This window comes from Clostridium gallinarum, assembly GCF_014836325.1.
GTDB lineage: Bacteria > Bacillota > Clostridia > Clostridiales > Clostridiaceae > Clostridium > Clostridium gallinarum.
In genome coordinates this window covers 34,166-55,609 of record NZ_JACSQZ010000013.1, presented here as the reverse complement: position 1 = coordinate 55,609, position 21,444 = coordinate 34,166, and the positions used below count along the sequence as shown (strand labels likewise).

At 27.0% G+C, this 21,444-nt stretch carries 12 protein-coding genes; all 12 read left to right on the top strand.

Translation table 11 applies throughout. The features are described from left to right. Positions 1 to 10 precede the first annotated feature (10 nt). Positions 11 to 1,231, top strand: a complete 1,221-nt coding sequence (locus tag H9660_RS05570; protein ID WP_191749370.1) for a dicarboxylate/amino acid:cation symporter — start codon at positions 11 to 13, stop codon at positions 1,229 to 1,231. Between the two features lie 384 nt (positions 1,232 to 1,615). Further along, on the top strand, positions 1,616 to 2,593 hold the full coding sequence (gene uvsE, locus H9660_RS05565) for a UV DNA damage repair endonuclease UvsE (RefSeq protein ID WP_191749369.1): 978 nt from the start codon (positions 1,616 to 1,618) through the stop codon (positions 2,591 to 2,593). A gap of 571 nt (positions 2,594 to 3,164) precedes the next feature. Then, the gene (locus tag H9660_RS05560) at positions 3,165 to 4,901 is read left to right on the top strand and encodes an ABC transporter ATP-binding protein (RefSeq protein WP_191749368.1); all 1,737 of its coding nucleotides are present in this window, start codon (positions 3,165 to 3,167) and stop codon (positions 4,899 to 4,901) included. Between the two features lies 1 nt (position 4,902). Continuing rightward, a complete protein-coding gene (locus H9660_RS05555) occupies positions 4,903 to 6,690 on the top strand; it encodes an ABC transporter ATP-binding protein (protein ID WP_191749367.1) in 1,788 nt (595 codons plus the stop codon). Between the two features lie 344 nt (positions 6,691 to 7,034). Continuing rightward, on the top strand, positions 7,035 to 7,439 hold the full coding sequence (locus H9660_RS05550) for an arsenate reductase ArsC (RefSeq protein ID WP_191749366.1): 405 nt from the start codon (positions 7,035 to 7,037) through the stop codon (positions 7,437 to 7,439). A 13-nt stretch (positions 7,440 to 7,452) separates the two neighbouring features. Beyond that, positions 7,453 to 8,376 (top strand): DMT family transporter, encoded by a 924-nt coding sequence (locus H9660_RS05545; RefSeq protein ID WP_191749365.1) that lies wholly within the window; start codon positions 7,453 to 7,455, stop codon positions 8,374 to 8,376. A 61-nt stretch (positions 8,377 to 8,437) separates the two neighbouring features. Then, positions 8,438 to 8,632 (top strand): hypothetical protein, encoded by a 195-nt coding sequence (locus H9660_RS05540; protein WP_191749364.1) that lies wholly within the window; start codon positions 8,438 to 8,440, stop codon positions 8,630 to 8,632. A 103-nt stretch (positions 8,633 to 8,735) separates the two neighbouring features. Continuing rightward, the gene (locus tag H9660_RS05535; protein ID WP_191749363.1) at positions 8,736 to 10,517 is read left to right on the top strand and encodes a sensor histidine kinase; all 1,782 of its coding nucleotides are present in this window, start codon (positions 8,736 to 8,738) and stop codon (positions 10,515 to 10,517) included. Between the two features lie 13 nt (positions 10,518 to 10,530). After that, on the top strand, positions 10,531 to 11,742 hold the full coding sequence (locus H9660_RS05530; RefSeq protein ID WP_191749362.1) for a response regulator: 1,212 nt from the start codon (positions 10,531 to 10,533) through the stop codon (positions 11,740 to 11,742). After that, complete coding sequence (locus tag H9660_RS05525) at positions 11,732 to 13,618, top strand: substrate-binding domain-containing protein (protein ID WP_191749361.1); 1,887 nt, start codon at positions 11,732 to 11,734, stop codon at positions 13,616 to 13,618. The genes H9660_RS05530 and H9660_RS05525 overlap by 11 nt, the downstream gene beginning before the upstream one ends. Positions 13,619 to 13,805: 187 nt before the next feature. Beyond that, positions 13,806 to 20,138, top strand: a complete 6,333-nt coding sequence (locus H9660_RS05520; protein ID WP_191749360.1) for an immunoglobulin-like domain-containing protein — start codon at positions 13,806 to 13,808, stop codon at positions 20,136 to 20,138. A 217-nt stretch (positions 20,139 to 20,355) separates the two neighbouring features. Next, positions 20,356 to 21,354: an ABC transporter substrate-binding protein gene (locus tag H9660_RS05515; protein ID WP_191749359.1), complete on the top strand. Its 999-nt coding sequence runs from the start codon at positions 20,356 to 20,358 to the stop codon at positions 21,352 to 21,354. Positions 21,355 to 21,444 lie beyond the last annotated feature (90 nt).

The window sequence follows — 21,444 nt, the reverse complement described above, 5'->3', positions numbered from 1 at the left end:
AGGAGCAATTATGAAATTTAAAAAATTAAATATGACTTATAAAATAATGATTGCTATGATACTAGGAGTAATAGTTGGGACTATAGGAAAAGAAAAGGTCGAAGGTATAAAAATATTAGGAGATATTTTCTTAAGACTTATACAAATGTCAATTATATTCTTAGTAATGGGACAAATTATAGAAGCTGTAGGGAATTTAAATCCAAAGGAACTAGGAAAGCAAGGTATAAAGGTAATTACAATATTTTTTTTAACATCAGTCTTAGCAGCTGTTTTAGGAATATTGTTTGCATTTATTTTTAAGCCAGGTATTGGATTAAAGATAAGTTCAGTAAATAATATAGATTCTCTTAAAGATGCAAATATAGGGACAATGTCTGAATTACTACTAGGTTTTTTCTCAAATAACATAGTAAAATCAATGTCAGATGGTGTTATAGTACAAGTTATAGTATTTGCCCTATTGTTTGGATTAGCTTTAAGTTTTTATAGAAGTGAAAACAAAGAAAGTAAATTAATTAATATAATTTCAGAGTTTAACAATGTAATCTTAAAAATGATTTCATTGATAATGAAGATTGCTCCAATAGGAATTTTTTCATTAATAACTTCTACCATAGGACAAAACGGTATAGAAGTAGTTATCCCACTTTCTAAATATATTTTAATTTATGCATTAGCAACTTTAATATATTTATTATTATTCTTTATTGTAAGTTCAAGTTATTGCAAGATTAATTTAATAAGCTTAATTAAAGGTATGTTTGGAATATCAGTAATGGCTTTAGCAACTACATCATCAGCAGTAACTTTACCTACAGAAATGAAAGATGCAAAAGAAAAATTAGGTATAAGTGAAAATGTTAATAAATTAGTTTTACCTTTAGGAATGTCTTTAAATAGCAATGGTTCAGCAATGCATATGGCATTTACTATTATTACTATATCACAAATATACAACATAACATATTCTCCATCAGAATATGCATATATAGCTTTACTAGCTACATTAATATCTTTAGCAAATGCAGTAGTTCCAGGAGCAGGACTAATATCTTTAGCAATAATAGTACCTCAACTTGGATTACCATTAGAAGCTGTAGCTATATTTGCAGGAGTTGAATGGTTTGTTGGTATGCTTAGAACAATTTTAAATGTTGATTCAGATACTTTAACAGCATTAATAGTTGCTAAAGGAAGCAATGACATAGATTATAGTGTTTATAGGTAAAGGTAATTTTATATAAATAACTAAATTTCATTTTAATGAAATTAATCAAAAAAGATCCCTTTTGTTAATAATTTAAATTTCAAATTATTAACGACCTCTCTCCAGCATAGAGGGGTCTTTTTTGTATAATTTTGCGAAGCAAAATTATAAATTGATAATGCATAATTGATAATGGATAATTAAGGAGGGTTTGCACAGCAAAACTTAATTTACATTTGTGCAAAGCACCTTTTGTTCAAAAATCCAAAGGATTTTTTTCCTGAATTATGCATTATGCATTATCAATTATCCATTATAAAAATGTTCGCATTTTTATTCTTATGTTTATATATAAAATAATTAGCACATAATATTCTTAAATAACTCTTTGATAGGAGAATATATATGAAAATAAGACTTGGATATGTTGCTATATCAAAAACATTAGGAAAGAAAGTAACAAGTTCTAGTACGGTTACCTTTGCAAATTATAAGAAAATAGTATCTGAAGAAAAAAAGATAGAAAAATTAAAAACAGTAGCATTATCAAATTTAGTAGCTCTTGAAGACATATTAAAATTTAATATAGAAAATAATATACATTTTTATAGAATAACTTCAGCATTAATACCTTTAGTTACTCATCCAGAAGTAGGCTATTGGGGACATAGGGAAATGTTAAGAAAAGATTTTGAATACATAGGTAAATTAATTAAGGAATCTAATATGAGAGTAGATACTCACCCAGATGAATTTAATGTTATTAATAGTAAGAATCCTAAAGTAGTTGAAAATACTCTTATTAATTTAAGTAGGCAAGCAGAATGGTTTGAAGATATGAACTATAAAAATGGAAAGATGGTAATTCATGTAGGTGGTGCAACTGGAGGAAAGAAAGAGGCTTTAGATAGATTTATTATAAATTTTAATAATTTTCCTAAGAATATAAAAGAGAAGCTTATAATTGAAAATGATGATAAAACTTATACAGCAAAAGAAACCCTAGAATTATGTAAGAAAATTAATGTGCCTATGGTTTTAGATATACATCATCATAATTGTAACAATAATGGTGAAGATATTAGGGACTTATTAGAGGAGATATTAAGTACTTGGGATAAAGAAAATCTTCCACCTAAAATGCATTTTTCATCACCTAAGGATACTAATTTAGTTGATAAGATTGATAAAAAACATTCTGATTACATAAATCCTATAGACTTTATAAACTTTGTAGAAATATTAAAATGCTTTAATAGAGATATAGATATAATGTTAGAGTGTAAGGAAAAGGATATAGCTTTGTTTAAACTTTATGAAGATATAAAAGAGCTTAATACTAGTTATAAATGGATTGATAAAACAACAATGCTAGTAAAATAAAAAAGACATCTAGTAATTTTTCGAATTATTAGATGTCTTTTAAGATACAGTAATTTAATATAATATCAACTATTGTGATAATATGTTGTTAAGTGTAAATAAAGTAATAAAAAACATATAAATAATATTTACTTAAATAAACTTGAAAAAAAGTATTAAATTAGAAAAAAGTTATTGACAAAGATTACTTGTAGGAATATAATGGTAAAAGAATAAAGTGAGAAAAGGGGTAGGAACATGTTAAACAGTATATTTAATCTAGGAATGTTAGTGAAAAATAATAAAAGTAAAAACAATATTAAAAATATTAGTAATCCTATCTCGGCGTATAAATTTAGTTTTTAGAATTTATACAAATATGCTTTATTAAATTATATATCATTAGTTTTACAGGATATATATTGAAATTTATATAAAGATAATTAGAGCCAAGGGTTATTAACCTTGGCTTTTTGTTTTGTCAAAAAGGCTAAGGATAACTTTGGCCTTTTTTCTTTTAGGAAAGGAAGAGAAGGATGAGGAACAAATAAGCAAAAAAACTAAAAATATTATATATTAAGGGGGAAAATTTATGACGAGAATACTTAAATATGTTTCAAAATACAAATTATTAGTGATATTTGGGACATTATCAATGCTTATAGTAATTGGGGTAGATTTATTTATGCCTTACCTGCAACAAGTCTTTGTTGATGATGGGGTTATGGCTGGTAATAATAATGTAATAATTAAGGTTTTAATTGGAATTTCAATTATTACAATAATAAAAGCAATCCTTGGATATGGAAAGGAATTTCTTTATGATGTTTTGAGTGTAAAAGTACATCAAGATATTAAAAATGATCTTTTCAATCATATTCAAAAGTTAGAATTCAAATATTTTGATGATATGAATACTGGCGAGCTTATGTCTAGAATAGGAGAAGATGCAGAAAATATATGGCAAACAATAGGATTTGGTCTTAGATTATTTATAGAAAATGTAATTTACTTTGTAGTTTCTACAATTATTCTATTTAAATTAAATTTTGAACTAGCAATTGCTTGCTTTATTATAATGATTCCAATAGGATTTATAGCAATGAAATTAGAAAGTAAGTTTGGTAAGTGTTATGAAGAAATTAGTGATCAAACTGCTAAGATCAATACAACTGCTCAAGAAAATATAGCAGGAGTAAGACTAGTAAAGGCATTTTCAAGAGAAAAATATGAAATAAATAAATTTTTAAAAATGAATAGAAATTATTATAATTTAAATATGAAACAAGGTAAAATAATTGGAGATTACTTTCCACCAATAGAATTCCTAACTAATATATCACTAGTTATAATGATAGTTTTAGGTGGATTTCTTGTTATGGAAGGTGATATTACTGTTGGAGTTCTAGTAGCCTTTAGTGGATATATATGGAACTTAATATGGCCTATGAGAATGCTTGGAGAATTAATAGATTTACTTTCAAGAAATACAGCATCAGCTAAAAAAATATTTGAAATAATGGATAGAGAACCTGAAATAAAAAGTAAAAAAGAAAGCTATAAAAGTGATTCTATTAAAGGAGATATAGTTTTTGACAATGTAAGTTTTAAATATAATGATGAATATGTTTTAAAAAATATAAATTTAGATATTAAAGCTGGTAGTACAGTTGCAATAATGGGAACTACAGGATCAGGAAAATCAACATTAATTAATTTAATAGGAAGATATTATGAAGTAACTGATGGAAATATAAGGATAGATAATGTTGATATAAGAGATTACAATTTAGATTTCCTAAGAAAAAATATGGCTATTGTACCTCAAGACACATTTTTATTTTCAGATTCTATAATTAACAATATAAAATTTAGCAATGATAATGCAGAATATGAAGAAGTAAGAAATGCAGCTTCTTTATCTTGTGCATTAGAATTTATAGATGGACTAGATGATGGTTTATATACTGAAATAGGAGAAAGAGGTATGGGGCTTTCAGGGGGGCAAAAACAAAGAATATCAATTACTAGAGCATTAGTAAGAAAATCAAAAATTTTAATTTTAGATGATTCTACATCGGCTTTAGATATGGAAACAGAACATCAGTTATTAAAAAACTTATTAAAAAGAGAAGAGAAAAGTACAACATTTATTATTGCTCATAGAATATCAGCAGTAAAAAATGCAGATATAATATTATATTTAGAAAATGGAGAAATAAAGGAAAAAGGAACTCATGAAGAATTATTGAGGCTTAAAGGTAAGTATTTTGATATTTATTGTAATCAATTTAAAGATTTTAATGAAATAGTAGAGGAGGTAGTTTAATTTGGAGAATAATTCTATAAAAAAAGATGAAGAAGTAATAAGAAGAAGTAAAAGTGAAATAACAGTTAAATTATTCAAATATCTTAAGCCTTATAAGTTAAAATCTTTTATAGTTATAGTATTAATGATACTTGTTATGATATCTGGAATAGTTAATCCTTTGCTTTTAGAAATAGCAATAGATGATTATGTAGTAAATAAAAATGTAAGTGGTTTATTTATAATAGGTGGAGCTTTAATTGGATTAAATTTACTGGCATGGATTTTATCTAAAATTAGATGGACTCTTATAACATCTATAACGAATAATATTTTAGTAAATATAAGACATGAATTATATAGTCATATACAATATTTATCCTTTGATTTTTTTGATGGAAGACCAGTTGGAAAAATACTTTCAAGAGTAGTATCTGATGTTAATGCTTTAAAAAATTTATTTTCTCAAAGTATTCAATCACTTATACCACAATTATTAAACCTTGTATGTGTTGCTATTATTATGTTTATTATGAATTTTAAATTAGCATTAGCTTCTGTAACATTATTACCTTTACTTGGAATTGCTATGTTTTGTATAGAAATATATTCAAGAAGAAGATGGGAAGTTTATAGAAATAAAAGATCAAATTTAAATGGATTTACTCATGAAGATTTTTCAGGTATAAAAATAGTACAAGGATTTGCTAAAGAAGAAGGAACAGAAAAAAGTTTCAAATCAATGGTAAAAGAATTGAGTGATTCCTTTACAAAGGCTGTTATGTTAAATGATTTCTTCTGGCCACTTGTAGAATTATCCTGGGGTGCGGGGACATTAGTAGTATTTGCAGTTGGATATAAATTGGTAATGAATGGTGAAATAAAGATAGGAACATTAATAGCATTTTCAATGTATGTAGGAATGTTTTGGAGACCTATCATGAACCTTTCAAGCTTTTATAATACATTAATAACTAATTTTTCAGCTGCAGATAGAATTTTTGATATTTTAGATATGAAACCAATTATAAAAAATACAGAAAATGCAAAGAAAATAGGAAAGATTAAGGGCTTTGTAGAATTTAAAGATGTAGACTTTTCTTATGATGAAAATACTAAAGTTCTTAAAAATGTAAACTTTAAAGTTAATAAGGGAGAAAAAATAGCATTAGTTGGAGCTACAGGAGCAGGAAAATCAACAATTGTATCATTATTAAGTAGATTTTATGATCCAACTTCAGGAGAAGTTTTAGTAGATGGGAAAAATATTAAAAATGTTGAATTAGAATCTTTAAGAAGTCAAATGGGAATAATGCTTCAAGATACATTTTTATTTTCAGAAACTATAATGGAAAATATAAGATATGGTAGATTAGATGCTACAGATGAAGAAGTTATTAATGCTGCAAAAGCAGTTAATGCTCATAATTTCATTATGAAATTAGAAGATGGCTATAATACTGAAGTAAATGAAAGAGGAACTAGACTATCCTTAGGACAAAGGCAATTAGTATCTTTTGCTAGAGCTTTACTTGCAAATCCTAGAATACTTATATTAGATGAAGCTACTTCTAATATAGATACAGAAACAGAAAAGTTAGTACAAGAAGGAATAGAAAAATTACTTCATGGAAGGACATCCTTTGTAGTAGCACACAGATTATCTACAATAAGAGATTGTGATAAAATTATGGTTATAAACGGTGGAGAAATTGAAGAAGTAGGTAGTCATGCTGAATTACTAAAAAATAAAGGGAGTTATTATGATTTGTATATGGCTCAATATAATTTCTTAAGTGAAGGAGCATAATTTAAATTAAAAATTTAAAATTAAGAATGTAGAATTGAGGATAAAAGTCCTAAAGGACTTTTTAATAAAGTTCTATACACAAATTTAATTATAGGAAATTATAAAAGATTATGCCTTATTAATAACTATTTATACTTTCCTTCCTTAAGTTTGGAAGTGTTAAATTATCATATCAAGGTGACTTAGATCTGTAAGGCGTAACCTTGATATGATCTTTTAATACTTTTTTATTAATTAAAATACTTATCAATAGAGTAAATATGGTATACAATTAAGTTTGATAAAATAACTATATAATGTTAAATATTATATAAAAATAAATTTAATACAAGGAGAATTAAAATATGAAAAAGAAAGTAGCCTTTATATGTGTACATAACTCATGCAGATCTCAAATGGCAGAAGCCTTAGGTAAATTATATGGAAGTGAAGTTTTTGAAAGTTATTCAGCTGGAACTGAAACTAAGCCTATGATAAATCAAGATGCAGTAAGAGTAATTAAAGATTTATATAATATAGATATGAATGAAACTCAAAAATCTAAATTACTTAGTGATATACCAGAAGTTGATATTGCTATAAAGATGGGATGCAATGTAGTATGTCCTGTTGTATTTGCTAATCATATTGAAGATTGGGGCCTTGAAGATCCTACAGGTAAAAGTGAAGAAGAGTTTATTAAAACCGCAAAAATTATAGAGGAAAAAATTAAAGATTTAGTAATAAGGATTAAAAATGAAGAGATATAGGAGATGACTACGTTTGGATAATTCTAAAGTATATACTAATAGAATAAATATAATTATAATTGCAATTATCTGTACTTTTTTATGGGGAAGTGCTTTTCCAGCAGTTAAAGTTGGATATGAAATTTTTAATATAGCTCCTAATGATATAGGTGGAAAATTATTATTTGCTGGATATAGATTTTTCCTAGCTGGAATATTTGTATTAATACTACAAATAGCAACTAAACAAAATATTTTTAAATTGACTTTTAAAGAGATAGGTGAAATTTCATTATTGGGATTTGGACAAACTACTATTCAATATATATTCTTTTATTTAGGGATGACTTATACAACAGGTGTAAGAGGTTCTATTATAAATGGAACAAGTACATTTTTTAGTATAATACTAGCACATGCTATATATAAGAATGATAAATTAAATTTTAATAAGGTTATAGGATGTATAGTAGGTTTTTTAGGAGTTATAATAGTTAATCTTGGAGACACATCAGTTTTACAAGGTGGATTTTCTTTTAAAGGAGAAGGATTTATAATGATTGCAGCTCTTATACTTTCTATTGGGTCTTTATATAGTAAGAAAATAAGTCAAAATAAAGATGCATATACTGTAACTGGATATCAGTTAGCTATAGGAGGATTAATTTTAATAATTATAGGTTATACTTTAGGTGGAAAGTTAACAAATTTCACTTTTAAATCTACAGCATTATTAGTATATATGGCATTGTTATCAGCAATAGCTTTTGCATTATGGGCACAACTTTTAAAATATAATAAAGTAGGAGTTATATCAGTATTTAATTTTTTAATTCCTGTTTTTGGAACAATATTATCAGCTATAATACTTAAAGAGAATATTTTTGATATAAAAATTCTAATAGCATTATTATTAGTATGTGCAGGAATTTATTTAGTTTATAAAAGGAAAGAATAAATAGACATAATATAAAGTATTTGCTAAAATGTAGTGAAGAAATAATGTGGAGGTAAACTAAATGATTTCTAAAAAAGCACTAAAAGATGAAATTATAACTTATGATATAATAACTTATAAAGATGAAGATGGTAAGCAAATAGAATATGTTGAGGTTACTCTTGTAGATAGAATTATAGACGTATATATGGATACAAGAGAAGTAAACATAGGAATTCTTGCAAATGAAATAATAGAACAAAATTTATATAAATAAAACGGTAGAATATAGAATTCTACCGTTTTTTAGTTAATTTTCAAATATCCTTTTATTTTATATATTTTAATAATATAATCTTATTAGGGGGTATTGGGAATTTATGTATAAAAGAAATATAAGAAATAGACTTTTAATATTCTTTTTAGTTGTTACTTTTTTACCTATAACAACTTTAGGTGTATCTGCAAATTTAATTTACACAAAAATTGTTGAAAATAAAGTTAATCAGCATACAGACCAAATGATAAATCAAATAGAAGTAAATATAGATAATTATATAAAATCAGTAGAAAATATTCTCATGTATATGTCCAATTCAGAAGATATAAAAAGTTTTTTAAATGAATCTGAAGTAAAAATTGAGAGTAATGAGTCAGAAATTTTAGAAGATAGAATAAGAAGGAATTTGGAAATATACACCAATATAAATTCTGAGATATTTAGTATATTGATTGCTAATAATTATGATAAATATATAAGTAATGAATTAGATAAAAAAACAAGAGATGTTTTAACAAAAGAAATATGGTATATGGAATCAATTAATGAAAGTGAAAAAATACATTTCTTTAGCAAGCCTATTGGAAGAAATCTGAAATCATACAAAAACTATAGTGCAGAAGATGTAATAACTATTAGTAAGGCTGTTGTAGATAGAAATAATAATAAAGCAATTGGTGTTGTAATGGCGGATATTAATTTGAAGAAATTTGATGAAATTATAAGAGACAATTATATTGGTGAAAAAGGATTCTTTTATATTTTAGATGATAATAATAACATAGTATATTCTCCTGTTAATCCAATAGTATATAGAATAAATAGTAATAATTTTGATAATGATAAGGATAGTTTTATAAAATCTATAAATAATGAAATATTTAAAATAAGGTACACTACAAGTAATATAACTGGATGGAAAAGCATAGGAGTATTTTCTCTTGAAGATATATCTAAGGATATATCTTTGATGGAAAGGTTTACTTTGGTTATTGCTGTAGCTACGTTGTTTTTAGCTGTATTTTTTTCTCTTCTATTTACAAATAGTATTGTAACTCCTATTAAAGAATTAAAAACTTTAATGAAGGGGGTAGAATCAGGAGATCTTGATTTAAAATTTGAGGAATATAAATATAAAAACGAATTTGGAGAACTTGGTCATAGTTTTAATCATATGGTAAGTGAAATAAAGAAACTTATTAATATGGTATATAATGAACAAAGAAGTAAAAGAAAAGCAGAAATAGAAACTTTACAAGCTCAAATAAAGCCACATTTTTTATATAATACTTTAGATACTATAGCATGGATGGCGGAAGATTATAATGCGAAGGATATTATAAATTTAGTTGGTGCATTAACAAGAATGTTTAGGATTGGCTTAAATAAGGGAAGGGAGTTAATTAATCTTAAAGATGAAATTGAACATATTAATAGTTACTTAATTATACAAAAGTATAGATATGAAGATAAATTAAATTATGAGTTAGAATTTGATAAAGATATTTTAAAGGATTTAATTTTAAAGCTTATAACACAGCCAATAGTAGAAAATGCTATTTATCATGGAATAAAGGAAAAGAGAGGAAAAGGAAAAATACTTATTAAATTTAATAGAATTTTTGATGATATAGTAATTACTGTGGAGGATAATGGTGCTGGAATTTCAGAAGAAAAGCTTCAGAATATAAATTCTATGTTAGAAACAAGTAATAGTTTTTGTATAGATTCAGAAAGTGGATCAGGATATGGAATATCCAATGTTAATACCAGAATTAAGCTTACTTATGGACAAGAATATGGATTAAAATATTATAGTATAATAGGAGTGGGAACAAAAGTAGAAATAAGATTGCCATTTGAAAATAATTATAAGGGGTAGGGGGAAGTTATCTTTGATTAAAGTTTTAATTGCTGATGATGAGCCAAGAATAAGAAGAGGTATAAGAAATATAATAAATTGGGAAGAAGAAGGTTTTAAACTTATTGGAGAGGCTGAAGATGGAGAAGAAGCTTTATTTATAGCTAAAGAGAAAAAACCAGATATATTATTATTAGATATTTGTATGCCATTCATTAATGGAATTCAACTAATAGAAGAGTTAAATAATATTTTATATAATCCAGTTGTTATAATAATATCAGGACATGATGAATTTAATTATGCTCAAGCAGCTTTAAGATTAAAAGTTTTTGATTATATATTAAAACCTATTGATAGAAATAATCTTAGAAATTTAATTCTTAAAGCTAAAGAAGAGGTTATTTCTAGAATAAAATTAAATGAAAGAGAAAGTTTTAAAGATATGGTACTTGAAAATAATCTTTCTTATTTAAAAGAAGAGTTCTTTAAAGCTTGGTTAAATGGAAAATTAGATAAAAATGAATTAAAAATAAGAATGGAGAATTTAAAAATACATTATTCTGATAATATGGGCTTAATATTAATAAAAATATCAGAAAAGAATTTTGTTGGTATTGTTAATAAAAATGAAAGAGAATTAATTTCATATGGAATTATAAATTTATCCAATGAATTCATGAGTAGTTTTACTGATTTATATGTATTTAGATATTCATCTACAAGAGTAGTTATATTATGTAATGTAGAATCTATAATAATATGGAAAAAAGCTTTATCAGATTTAGAAGAAAAAATAAGTAGCTTATTCAAAATTGATATTATAGTAGAAAATTCATTATTAAATAAAAATCCTATGGAAATTAAGGAGGTTTTCAGTAAATTAAAAAATAATGTCTTAGAAAAGAGTAAGAAAACACCTATAGTTTTAGAAGTAGAAAAGTATATAAAAAAGAATTATGGAGATGAAAAACTATCTATTGAAAAATTATCAAATAAACTTGGAATTAGTCAAACTTACTTAACAAGGTTGTTAAAAAAAGAATTAGGAATGAACTTTATAGATTATTTAACTCATGTTAGAATTCAAAATGCTATAGAGCTTATGAAGGATCCATCTATAAAAATATATGAAATTGCAAGTTTAGTAGGATATAATACCCAGCATTATTTTAGTAATGTATTCAAAAAGAATGTAGGAATGGCACCAAATGATTATAGGGTTGGTATGAACAATGAAGAGTAAATATGAAGATTCTATTTACTTTATAGCAATTATATTACTATTAGTTTTCTTTCTATTTTCTTTTGCTTCAGTTTTTTATAGTAAAGAAAGTATGGATAATAAGATAGAAGAAAAAACATTTGTAATAGGTGTTTCTCAATCTCAATTAATGGAACCTTGGCAAATAAAAATTAATGAAGAAATAAAAAAAGAAGCCAGTAATTATGATAACATACAAGTTATATATTTAGATGCTGTAGGGAGCTCAGGCAAACAAATAAAGGATATTGATAAACTAATGGATTTTGATATAGATTTATTAATTATTTCTCCAACCAATTCTAATGGAGTTACAAAAAAAGTTTCAGAAGTTTATAAGGAAATACCAGTCATAGTTTTAGATAGAGGAGTAGAAGGATATGATTATACCTTATATATAGGACCTGACAATAGTACTCTAGGAAAACAAGTAGGAGACAGTGCTATAGACTTTTTGGGCAGAAATGGTGGAAATATAATAGAAATAAAAGGAGATTTAAATTCAAATGCAACTATTGAAAGAAGTGAGGGATTTAGAAGTAGAATTAATCAAGAGCATAATATAAATCTACTAGATGATATAAGTATAAATTGGAATCGTGATGAAGCAGAAGATAGTATGAAAGAAATTTTTAATAAGTATGATAATATTGATTTGGTTTTTGCACATAATGATGCAATGGCTTTAGGAGCATATAATGCATATAAGAATTCAAACTACAAAAAAGATGTAAAATTTATTGGAATAGATGGATTAACAGGAGAAATGGGAGGATTAAGCTTAGTTGAAAAAGGAATATTTGTTTCAACATTTACTTGTCCAACTGGAGGGAAAGAAGCTATACAATATGCAGTAGATATTTTAAACAAAGAAAAAGGAATTCCTAAAAAGGTTATATTAAGAAGCAATTTAATTACTAAAGATAATCTCAATGAGTACACATTACAAAAAGAGTCAAATGAAGAAAATGAGGAAATAACTTTAGGATTTTGTAATGTTGGATCAGAAGGTGGCTGGAGAGAAGCAAATGTAAAATCAATAAAGAATGCTGCAAATGATTTTGGAATTAATCTAATATACGCTGAAGCAGATTTAAATTATGAAAAACAAGTAGATATATTAAACAGATTTATAGATCTTAATGTAGATATAATTTCCTTTTCACCTGTTAAAGAAGATGGTTTTGAAGAGGTTTTAAGAAGAGCAAAAGAGGCTAATATACCTGTTATTTTAGCAGATAGAACTATTAATATAGAAGATAAAACTTTATATAATACATTCGTAGGTTCTGATTTTAGAGAAGAAGGTAGACGAGCAGCTAGATGGTGTATTGAAAATTTAGATAATGATGTAAATGTATTTGAAATACAAGGTATTTTAGGATCAACACCAACTACAGAAAGAAAAAAGGGATTTGAGGAGATTATAAATTCTTCTAATAGTAATATAAAAATAGTTAAATCAGATAGTGGGAATTACACATTTGAAGGTGGAAAAGCTGTAATGGAGAATTTTCTTAAAGAAAGTTATAAAAAGTATAGTGATTCACAAGTTTTAATTTACTCCCATAACGATGATATGGCTCTTGGAGCAATAAAGGCAATTAAAGAATATGGACTTACTCCAGGTAAAGATATAAAGATAGTATCAATAGATGCTATAAAACAAGGGATAGTGGCAATAAAAGAAGGAGAAATAAACTGTATAATAGAATGCAATCCACTTATTGGACCAGAGATAATGAAAATTTCAAAGGATATATTAAGCGGAAAGGATACAACTAGGATGATAATTACAGATGAAAAGATTTTTGAAGAGAAAAATTTTGATATAGAATGGTTAAATAGGCCTTATTAGAATGAGATAAATATTATATGACGGTGACTTGGAGCTTGCGACGGAACAAGGAATATAATATTTATCTCATTTTTAATTTTGTGCAGAAAAGTGAAAATCAGTTATGTTTTTTATAAATACTTGTATGGGAAAATATGTTAGTATATATCTGATATTAATCTAATATTTTTGAAAGGGGGAAATGTAAATGCGAATGAATAAGTTAAGGCGCTATATATCAACTTTGTTAATGGTAGTATTTGTGCTTTCAATGTTCTTTGAAAACGTTGTCCACTCGTTAAATCTAGCGAGTGAATCAAGTTTAAATGATTTACTTTTATATTATGAGTTTAATGAAACATCGTCTATTTCTGAAACTGTAATTAATGATTCTTCTGGGAATGGAAATAATGGGGTATTAAAAGGAAGTGGTGCAACAATTAGTGATGGGGTATTAACATTGCCAGGGGGAAAAGCTAATAGCAATGCAGCTTATGTTGAAATGCCAAAGGGACTTTTTGATAGCAATGATACTTTAACTATTTCAGTATGGTTAAAAAATGAAACTGGTGCAGGAAACTATAGTGCTATGTTTTTTGGTACTACTGAAAGTTTACCAAGTCAATACTGGCTTTTGAATCCATCAGCACCTAATGGTTCTTTTAAATCTGTATTTACTAATTCTGTGAATGCAAATGAGCCATGGTCAACAGAAAAAGGAATTTCAGCAGGACAAAAAACTGATAGTAATTGGGCTTTATTTACAACTGTAATAACTCCAAAAACTGATAGTAATAATGGGGAATTAAAGGCATATTACAATGGAAAATATATTGGAGGAGATGTTTTAACTAGAAATGTAAGTGATTTTGGTAAGGATTTAGTAGCTTATATAGGAAAATCATCCTATTCAGATATTTTCTATAAAGGCAAAGTGAAGGAAGTAAAGGTGCATAATAAGGCACTTTCAGATGAAGAAATAAAAGAAGATTATTTTAATGTAGCAAGTGAAGAGGCTATAAATAATGCATTATTAGAAGATAGTAATGCTTTAAATATAGAAAATACAAATATTATTGAAGACATATCATTACTACAAAAGGGAAGTATAAATTACTCTAAAATAACTTGGACTTCTTCTAATGAAGATTATATTTCAAGTACAGGTATTGTTAATAGACCAGAGGATAGTGATAAAGAAGTATCTTTAAAGGCAACATTAACCTTGGGTGGAAAGAGCATTGATAAAACTTTTAAATTAACAGTTTTATCAAGCAATATTCAAAATGATTTAAATGAGTTGTTAAGAAATTTTAATTTAAACACAAGCTATGTAGATAAAGATTTTATCTTACCCAATACTGCTGGTAAAGATTCTAAAGTAAATTGGACTAGTTCAAATGAAGATTATATAACTAGTGAAGGAAAGGTAATAAGACCTAAAGTAGGAGAAGGAAATAAAGAAATAACTTTAAAAGCTGAAATTGAATTAAATGGTTCAAAAGCTACAAAGGAATTTTTGATAACAGTTATAGAAGAATATTATGGATACCTAATGAGCTATATAAAATCAGATAATGGTGTTTTAGATAATAGCTTACATTTAGGCTATAGTATTGATGGAAGTAATTTTACAGCATTAAATTCTAATAGTGGAATTTTATTTGCTAAAAATACATCTTCTACTAAAAATGATAATAAAAATGGACTTAAATCTCCATTTATATTTAGAAAAAATAATGGCACATATGGAATAATTGCAACAAATAATGATAGCCATTCATACGTTTATATCTATGAATCTCAGGATTTAATTAATTTTTATAATGAGATGAAGATAGCTTTAAATAAAAGTAATACAAAAGTATTATCGCCTCAATGTTATTATGATAATTCTACTGGGGATTATATTATAAATTGGACGGATGGTAATAATAAGTATAAAAATACAACTAAAGACTTTATAAATGTAAGTCAACCTATTGAAAATGAATATGAAGTCTTAGGTAAAAGTGATAATGTAGCTTTACCTGACAAAGCTATAAATGGGAGTATAATTCAAGTTACAAAGGATGAGTATTTTAAGGTAGTTAATAAACTAGGTATGATATCTAACACAGGAATAGAAGTGGTTAATATCAATATTTCAAATAAAGAAGAACTTAATTTACCAAAAGTAGTAACTGGAAATTACAGTGATGGTTCTACTGCATCACTTTCTGTTGACTGGAGTCAGGAAGATATAGATAAAATTAATTTTAGTAAACCAGGAGTTTATACAGTAAGTGGCTCTGTTATTAGAAAAGAATATGAAAATCCATTTATTGAGGAAAAGGCAGATCCATGGATTACAAAAGGTAGTGATGGATATTATTATTTCACAGCATCTTATCCAATGTATGGTTCAGGTGATAAAAATGGATATAGTAAGATTACTTTAAGAAGGTCAGAAACAATAGAAGGCCTTAGGGAAGCAGAAGAAATAACAATTTGGGATAGTAAGAATTCAAGTAAAATATTTAGATATATATGGGCTCCAGAAATTCATGAAATAAATGGAGTTTGGTATGTATATTTTACAGGAAGTACAAGTTCTAATAATGTTTGGGGAATTAAACCGCATGTTCTTCAGTGTACAGCAGATAATCCAATGGATCCAAATTCATGGATAGAAAAAGGAGTATTCCAAACAACTGAAGAAGATAGTTTTTCCTTTAAAGACTTTTCATTAGATATGACTTACTTTGAAAATAATGGTGAGCATTATGTAATCTGGGCTCAAAAGGGGGTAGCATCAGATTTATATATGGCAACTATTAATCCAGATGAACCTTGGAAGTTAACTTCTAAGCCTATGTTATTAACTACTCCTGAATATGCTTGGGAGAGAATATATGAAAATGTAAATGAAGGAGCAGCTGTAATTAAGAGAAATGGTAAAGTTTTTGTCTATTACTCAGCTTCTGCAACTGGTGTTGAGTACTGTATGGGAGTTTTATCTGCAGATGAAAAATCTGATTTAATGAATCCAGACTCTTGGAGCAAAAATCCATATCCTGTTTTGACATCCAATGATGTTCCAGGAGAATATGGACCAGGGCATAATTCATTTACCATAGATGAAAATGGAAATGATGTTTTTGTTTATCATGCAAGGTCTGAGGAGTGTTATGAAGATAAATGTGAATATGCAAATGAGTCTCCTTTATATGATCCATGTAGACATGCAAGGGTTAGAAATGTCCATTGGTCAGCTGATGGAACTCCAATATTAAAGATGACAAGTGAACAAGCTGTTTCTTTAGAAAATAGAACTATAGAGGCAACTATTACTGTTGAAGGAGTATCAGAAGAAAGTAGTAATATACTTCATTATGACATGACTATTGAAAATGGAAGTTTGATAGATAAAGTAGGAAATAAAAATGGTAATATCAAAAATTTAAAGTATGAAGATATAAAAGATGGTAGCTTAGCATTTAATAATGATAGTGAACCTTTATATGTTGAGATACCAGAAGGTACAGTAAATGGATTAAAGGATATTACAATTTCAGCTATCGTAAATTGGAAGGGTGGAGTTAATGCATCTTGGTTATATACATTAGGAAGTGATAGTGGTAAGTATTTATTTGTTACACCATCTAATAATTCATCTAAACTTCAAGCAGGTTTCGCATATGGAAGTAATTTAAATGGTTGGCAGACTGAAAAGCAAGCATCATATACTTCAAGATTACAAGCTAATGAATGGTCAATGGTTACTATTACTTTCGATTCAGATAATAATACATTATCTCTATATTTAAATGGGAAATTAGTAGGGGAAAATAAAAATATTAGTTATGAATTATCAGATATATTAAAAAGCGGAAGTGTAAATGGATATATAGGAAAATCTTTTTATTCTGCTGATCCTTATTTTAGTGGTGAATTAGCTGATTTTAAAATATTTAGCAAAGCTTTAAACTCAGAAGAAGTTATGGAATTAAATAATGAGAGTGATGATTTGATATTAAATCTTTCAGTAAATTCTGTAGAATATGAAACTATATTAAATGGAAATAAGGATAAATATAATGTAATAAGTGATTTAAAGCTTCCAAATTCAATAGGAGCTGTAAGTATAGAATGGGAAAGTTCAGATGAAAGTGTTATATCAAAGGATGGTAAGGTACTATCATCTATAGAAGATAGGGAAGTAGTATTAAAAGCTAAATTTAAATATGCTAATAAATCTATTGAAAAAAACTTTGATTTCAAAGTATTAAGAGAAATGACTGTATTAGAGAAGTTAAACTATGATAAAGATTTATTAACAATTAATAATATTGATGATGTTAGAGGAAATTTAACTTTATTGAATAAGGGCTACTATGGATCTAATATAACATGGACATCATCTGATGAAAGTATAATTACTTCAAAGGATAATGGAGATATTAAGGCAGGAGTTGTTACGAGACAAGATAATGATGAGGAAGTAAAGCTGGTTGCAACATTTACCTTAGATAATGAAATAGTAACGAAGGAATTTACTGCTAAAGTAAAGGCAAAAGTAAATAATCTTGATTATAAAGGATATATATTTACCTATTTTATAGGAGAAAATTTTGCAAATGGTGAACAAATTTATTTGGGAGCAAGTAAGGATGGATTAAACTGGCAAGAGGTAAATAATAATCAGCCAATTTTAACCTCTGATTTAGGAGAAAAGGGCGTAAGAGATCCATTTATAATTAGATCACCTGAAGGGGATAAATTTTATTTAATAGCTACAGATTTAAAAATTTATAATGGAAATGGCTGGGGAGCAGCACAAAGTAGTGGAAGCCAAAGCATTATGGTATGGGAATCCACAGATTTAGTTAATTGGTCTAATCAAAGAATGGTAGAGGTGGCAATTGATACAGCTGGATGCACTTGGGCACCTGAGGCAGTTTATGATAAAACAACTGGAGAGTATGTAGTATTCTGGGCATCAAAGGATAATGATAGACCTGATGCAAATGGAAATTATCATCATAGAATCTATTATGCAAAGACTAGAGATTTCTATACATTTACTGAACCAGAACTTTACTATTCAATAGAACTAGATAATAATTCAGCAACTGATATAATAGATACAACTATTATTGAAGATAATGGAATGTATTATAGATTTACTAAAAATGAAGTAACAAAGAAAGTGTTCTTAGAAAAGAGTGATGCTATATTCGGAACATGGACTAAGGTAGATTCAAATGTTAGTAGCTTTAATTATGTTGAAGGTCCAACTATATTTAAGTTTAATGATAGAGATGAATGGTGTTTATTATTAGATGAATATGGCGGAATAAAATACTTCCCAGCGATAACAGATAGTTTAGATGGAGGAGAATTTGTAAAGTTAGATAGATCTGAGTACTCATTACCAAAGGGAGCTTCACCATATGGACCAAGACATGGAACAGTAATTTCAGTTACTCAAGAGGAATATGATAATATAATGAAGGCTTATGGAGATGGTAGTTATGTTGCTAAGTATAATTTAGAAATAGCAGTTTCAGAAGCGAGAAAGATAAATGCTGAAGATTTAGAAAATGTAATACCAAGTGTTGTTGAAGAATTTAGACTAAATTTAGAAAAAGCAGAAAGTGTATTAGCTGATGAATCATCGAATCAAGAACAAGTTGATATAGCTACAGAGAATCTAAAGGCAATAATGCTAAAATTACTTTCATCCATTAAGGGAGATAAGGGTGATTTAATTGAATTAGTAGATAAAGTAGAAAGTTTAGAAGATGATAAGTATTTCTTAGAAGGATGGACTAAGCTTCAAAGTGAATTAGAAAATGCAAAGATTGTTATAAATGATGATAATGCATTAGAAGAAGATGTTAATAAGGCTTATACAGCATTATTAGAAGCATATTTAAACTTAAAGCCAAGACCAAATAAAGAAGCATTAACTAATTTAATAAATAGTGCGAAAGCTATAGATTCTTCAAAATATACAAAAGAAAGTGTTGAAGTTCTTAAAGAAGTGTTATTATTAGCTGAAGAAGTATTAAATAATGAAGAAGCTACAGAAGAAGAAGTTCATAATGTTGAAGAGGCTTTAAATGAAGCTATTAGTAACTTAAAGGAAGATAATTCTAATAATTCCGGAGATGACGATAATAACGGAAACAATAATGATGACGATAATAACGGAAACAATAATAATGGTAATAATGGAAACAATGATAATGGAAACAGCAACGGAAATAACAATAATAATAACGGAAATAGTAATGGAAGCAGTGGAAACGATGATAACGTAAATAATAGCGGAAATAGTAATAATGGAAATAATGCAAACAATAACAATAATGGGAACAATAATACCACAGGAAATAATAATTCTAACAATAATAGTAATAATAATGAAAATAACAAGTTGCCAATTACAGGCGGAAGAAATGCTTCAATAATTTTGTTAAGTGCACTAGTATTAATTGGAGGAGGGTTCTTCTTAATAAAGAATAAAAAAAGAAAACAAGAAGAAGATAAATAAAAATTTAAATTAGAAAAGATTGGTTACCTAAGTAATCAATCTTTTTTTATAAAAAATAATGATATTTTTAAGTTTTTATATGTAGAAATAATTATAGTATATAATCTAGTGCAGAATTTTACAAAATATATCCTTTTATTGTAAATACATTTTTTGTATATGATATTAAAATATAATTGTAATCGTAATCAAGAAAGGTTTGTGAGGGGGATTAAAAATGAAAATTAAAAAAATATTATCTTTAGTTTTAGCAGGAGCAATGGCTCTTTCTATTGGATGTACTAGTGGAAAACAAGGAGGTAGTGCTGTAGGGGAAAATTCCGGTGGAGATTCAGGCGGAGATAAAAAATTAGTTGTAGGTTATGCTCAATTGGGAGCAGAAAGTGAATGGAGAACTGCATGTACTAACTCTATTAAGGAAGAAGCTGAGCAAAGAGGAATTGAATTGAAATTTTCTGATGCTCAACAAAAGCAAGAAAACCAAATTAAAGCAATACGTTCATTTATAGCACAAGGAGTAGATGTTATAGGTGTATCTCCAGTTGTTGAATCAGGATGGGAAACTGTATTTAAAGAAGTTAAAGATGCTGGAATTCCATTAGTATTAGTTGATAGAAAAGCTGATGTTTCAGAAGATCTTTATACATCTTACTTAGGTTCTGATTTCGTAGAAGAAGGAAGAAAAGCAGCTGATGAGCTCGCTAAATTAATAGATTCTAAAGGAAATATAGTTGAACTTCAAGGAACTGTTGGATCTTCAGCAGCTGTTGGAAGACAAGAAGGATTCCTAGAAAGATTAAATGAAAAATATCCAGATATAAAAATTATTAAATCTCAAACAGGTGATTTTACAAGAGCTAAAGGAAAAGAAGTTATGGAAGCTTTCTTAAAGTCTGATGGAGAAAATATTGATGCTTTATTCTCACATAATGATGATATGGCAATAGGTGCTATTCAAGCTATTGAAGAGTATGGTAAGAAACCAGCAGAAGATATAAAAATAGTTTCAGTTGATGCTGTTAAAGGAGCTTTTGAAGCTATGATAGCTGGTAAATTAAATGTAACAGTTGAATGTAATCCACTACTTGGACCACAATTCTTCGATGTATGTGAAGATATAGTTGCTGGTAAAGATGTTACTAAATATATACCATCAGAAGAAGGTGTATTTAGACAAGATACAGCAGCACAAGATCTTCCAAATAGAAAATATTAATTTTAAATAATTTTCTTTAATTTAATGTGAGCTGTTGCATAGCTAAGTTTAGAATTTGCAACAGCTTATGTTAAATCTAGAAAAAGGAGA

Excerpts from the sequence above, each read along its gene's own strand:
- H9660_RS05535 (WP_191749363.1), top strand. The coding sequence starts at position 8,736 with ATGTATAAAAGAAATATAAGAAATAGACTTTTAATATTCTTTTTAGTT.
- H9660_RS05560 (WP_191749368.1), top strand. The coding sequence starts at position 3,165 with ATGACGAGAATACTTAAATATGTTTCAAAATACAAATTATTAGTGATA.
- H9660_RS05525 (WP_191749361.1), top strand. The coding sequence starts at position 11,732 with ATGAAGAGTAAATATGAAGATTCTATTTACTTTATAGCAATTATATTA.
- H9660_RS05520 (WP_191749360.1), top strand. The coding sequence starts at position 13,806 with ATGCGAATGAATAAGTTAAGGCGCTATATATCAACTTTGTTAATGGTA.
- H9660_RS05540 (WP_191749364.1), top strand. The coding sequence starts at position 8,438 with ATGATTTCTAAAAAAGCACTAAAAGATGAAATTATAACTTATGATATA.
- uvsE (WP_191749369.1), top strand. The coding sequence starts at position 1,616 with ATGAAAATAAGACTTGGATATGTTGCTATATCAAAAACATTAGGAAAG.
- H9660_RS05550 (WP_191749366.1), top strand. The coding sequence starts at position 7,035 with ATGAAAAAGAAAGTAGCCTTTATATGTGTACATAACTCATGCAGATCT.
- H9660_RS05515 (WP_191749359.1), top strand. The coding sequence starts at position 20,356 with ATGAAAATTAAAAAAATATTATCTTTAGTTTTAGCAGGAGCAATGGCT.
- H9660_RS05570 (WP_191749370.1), top strand. The coding sequence starts at position 11 with ATGAAATTTAAAAAATTAAATATGACTTATAAAATAATGATTGCTATG.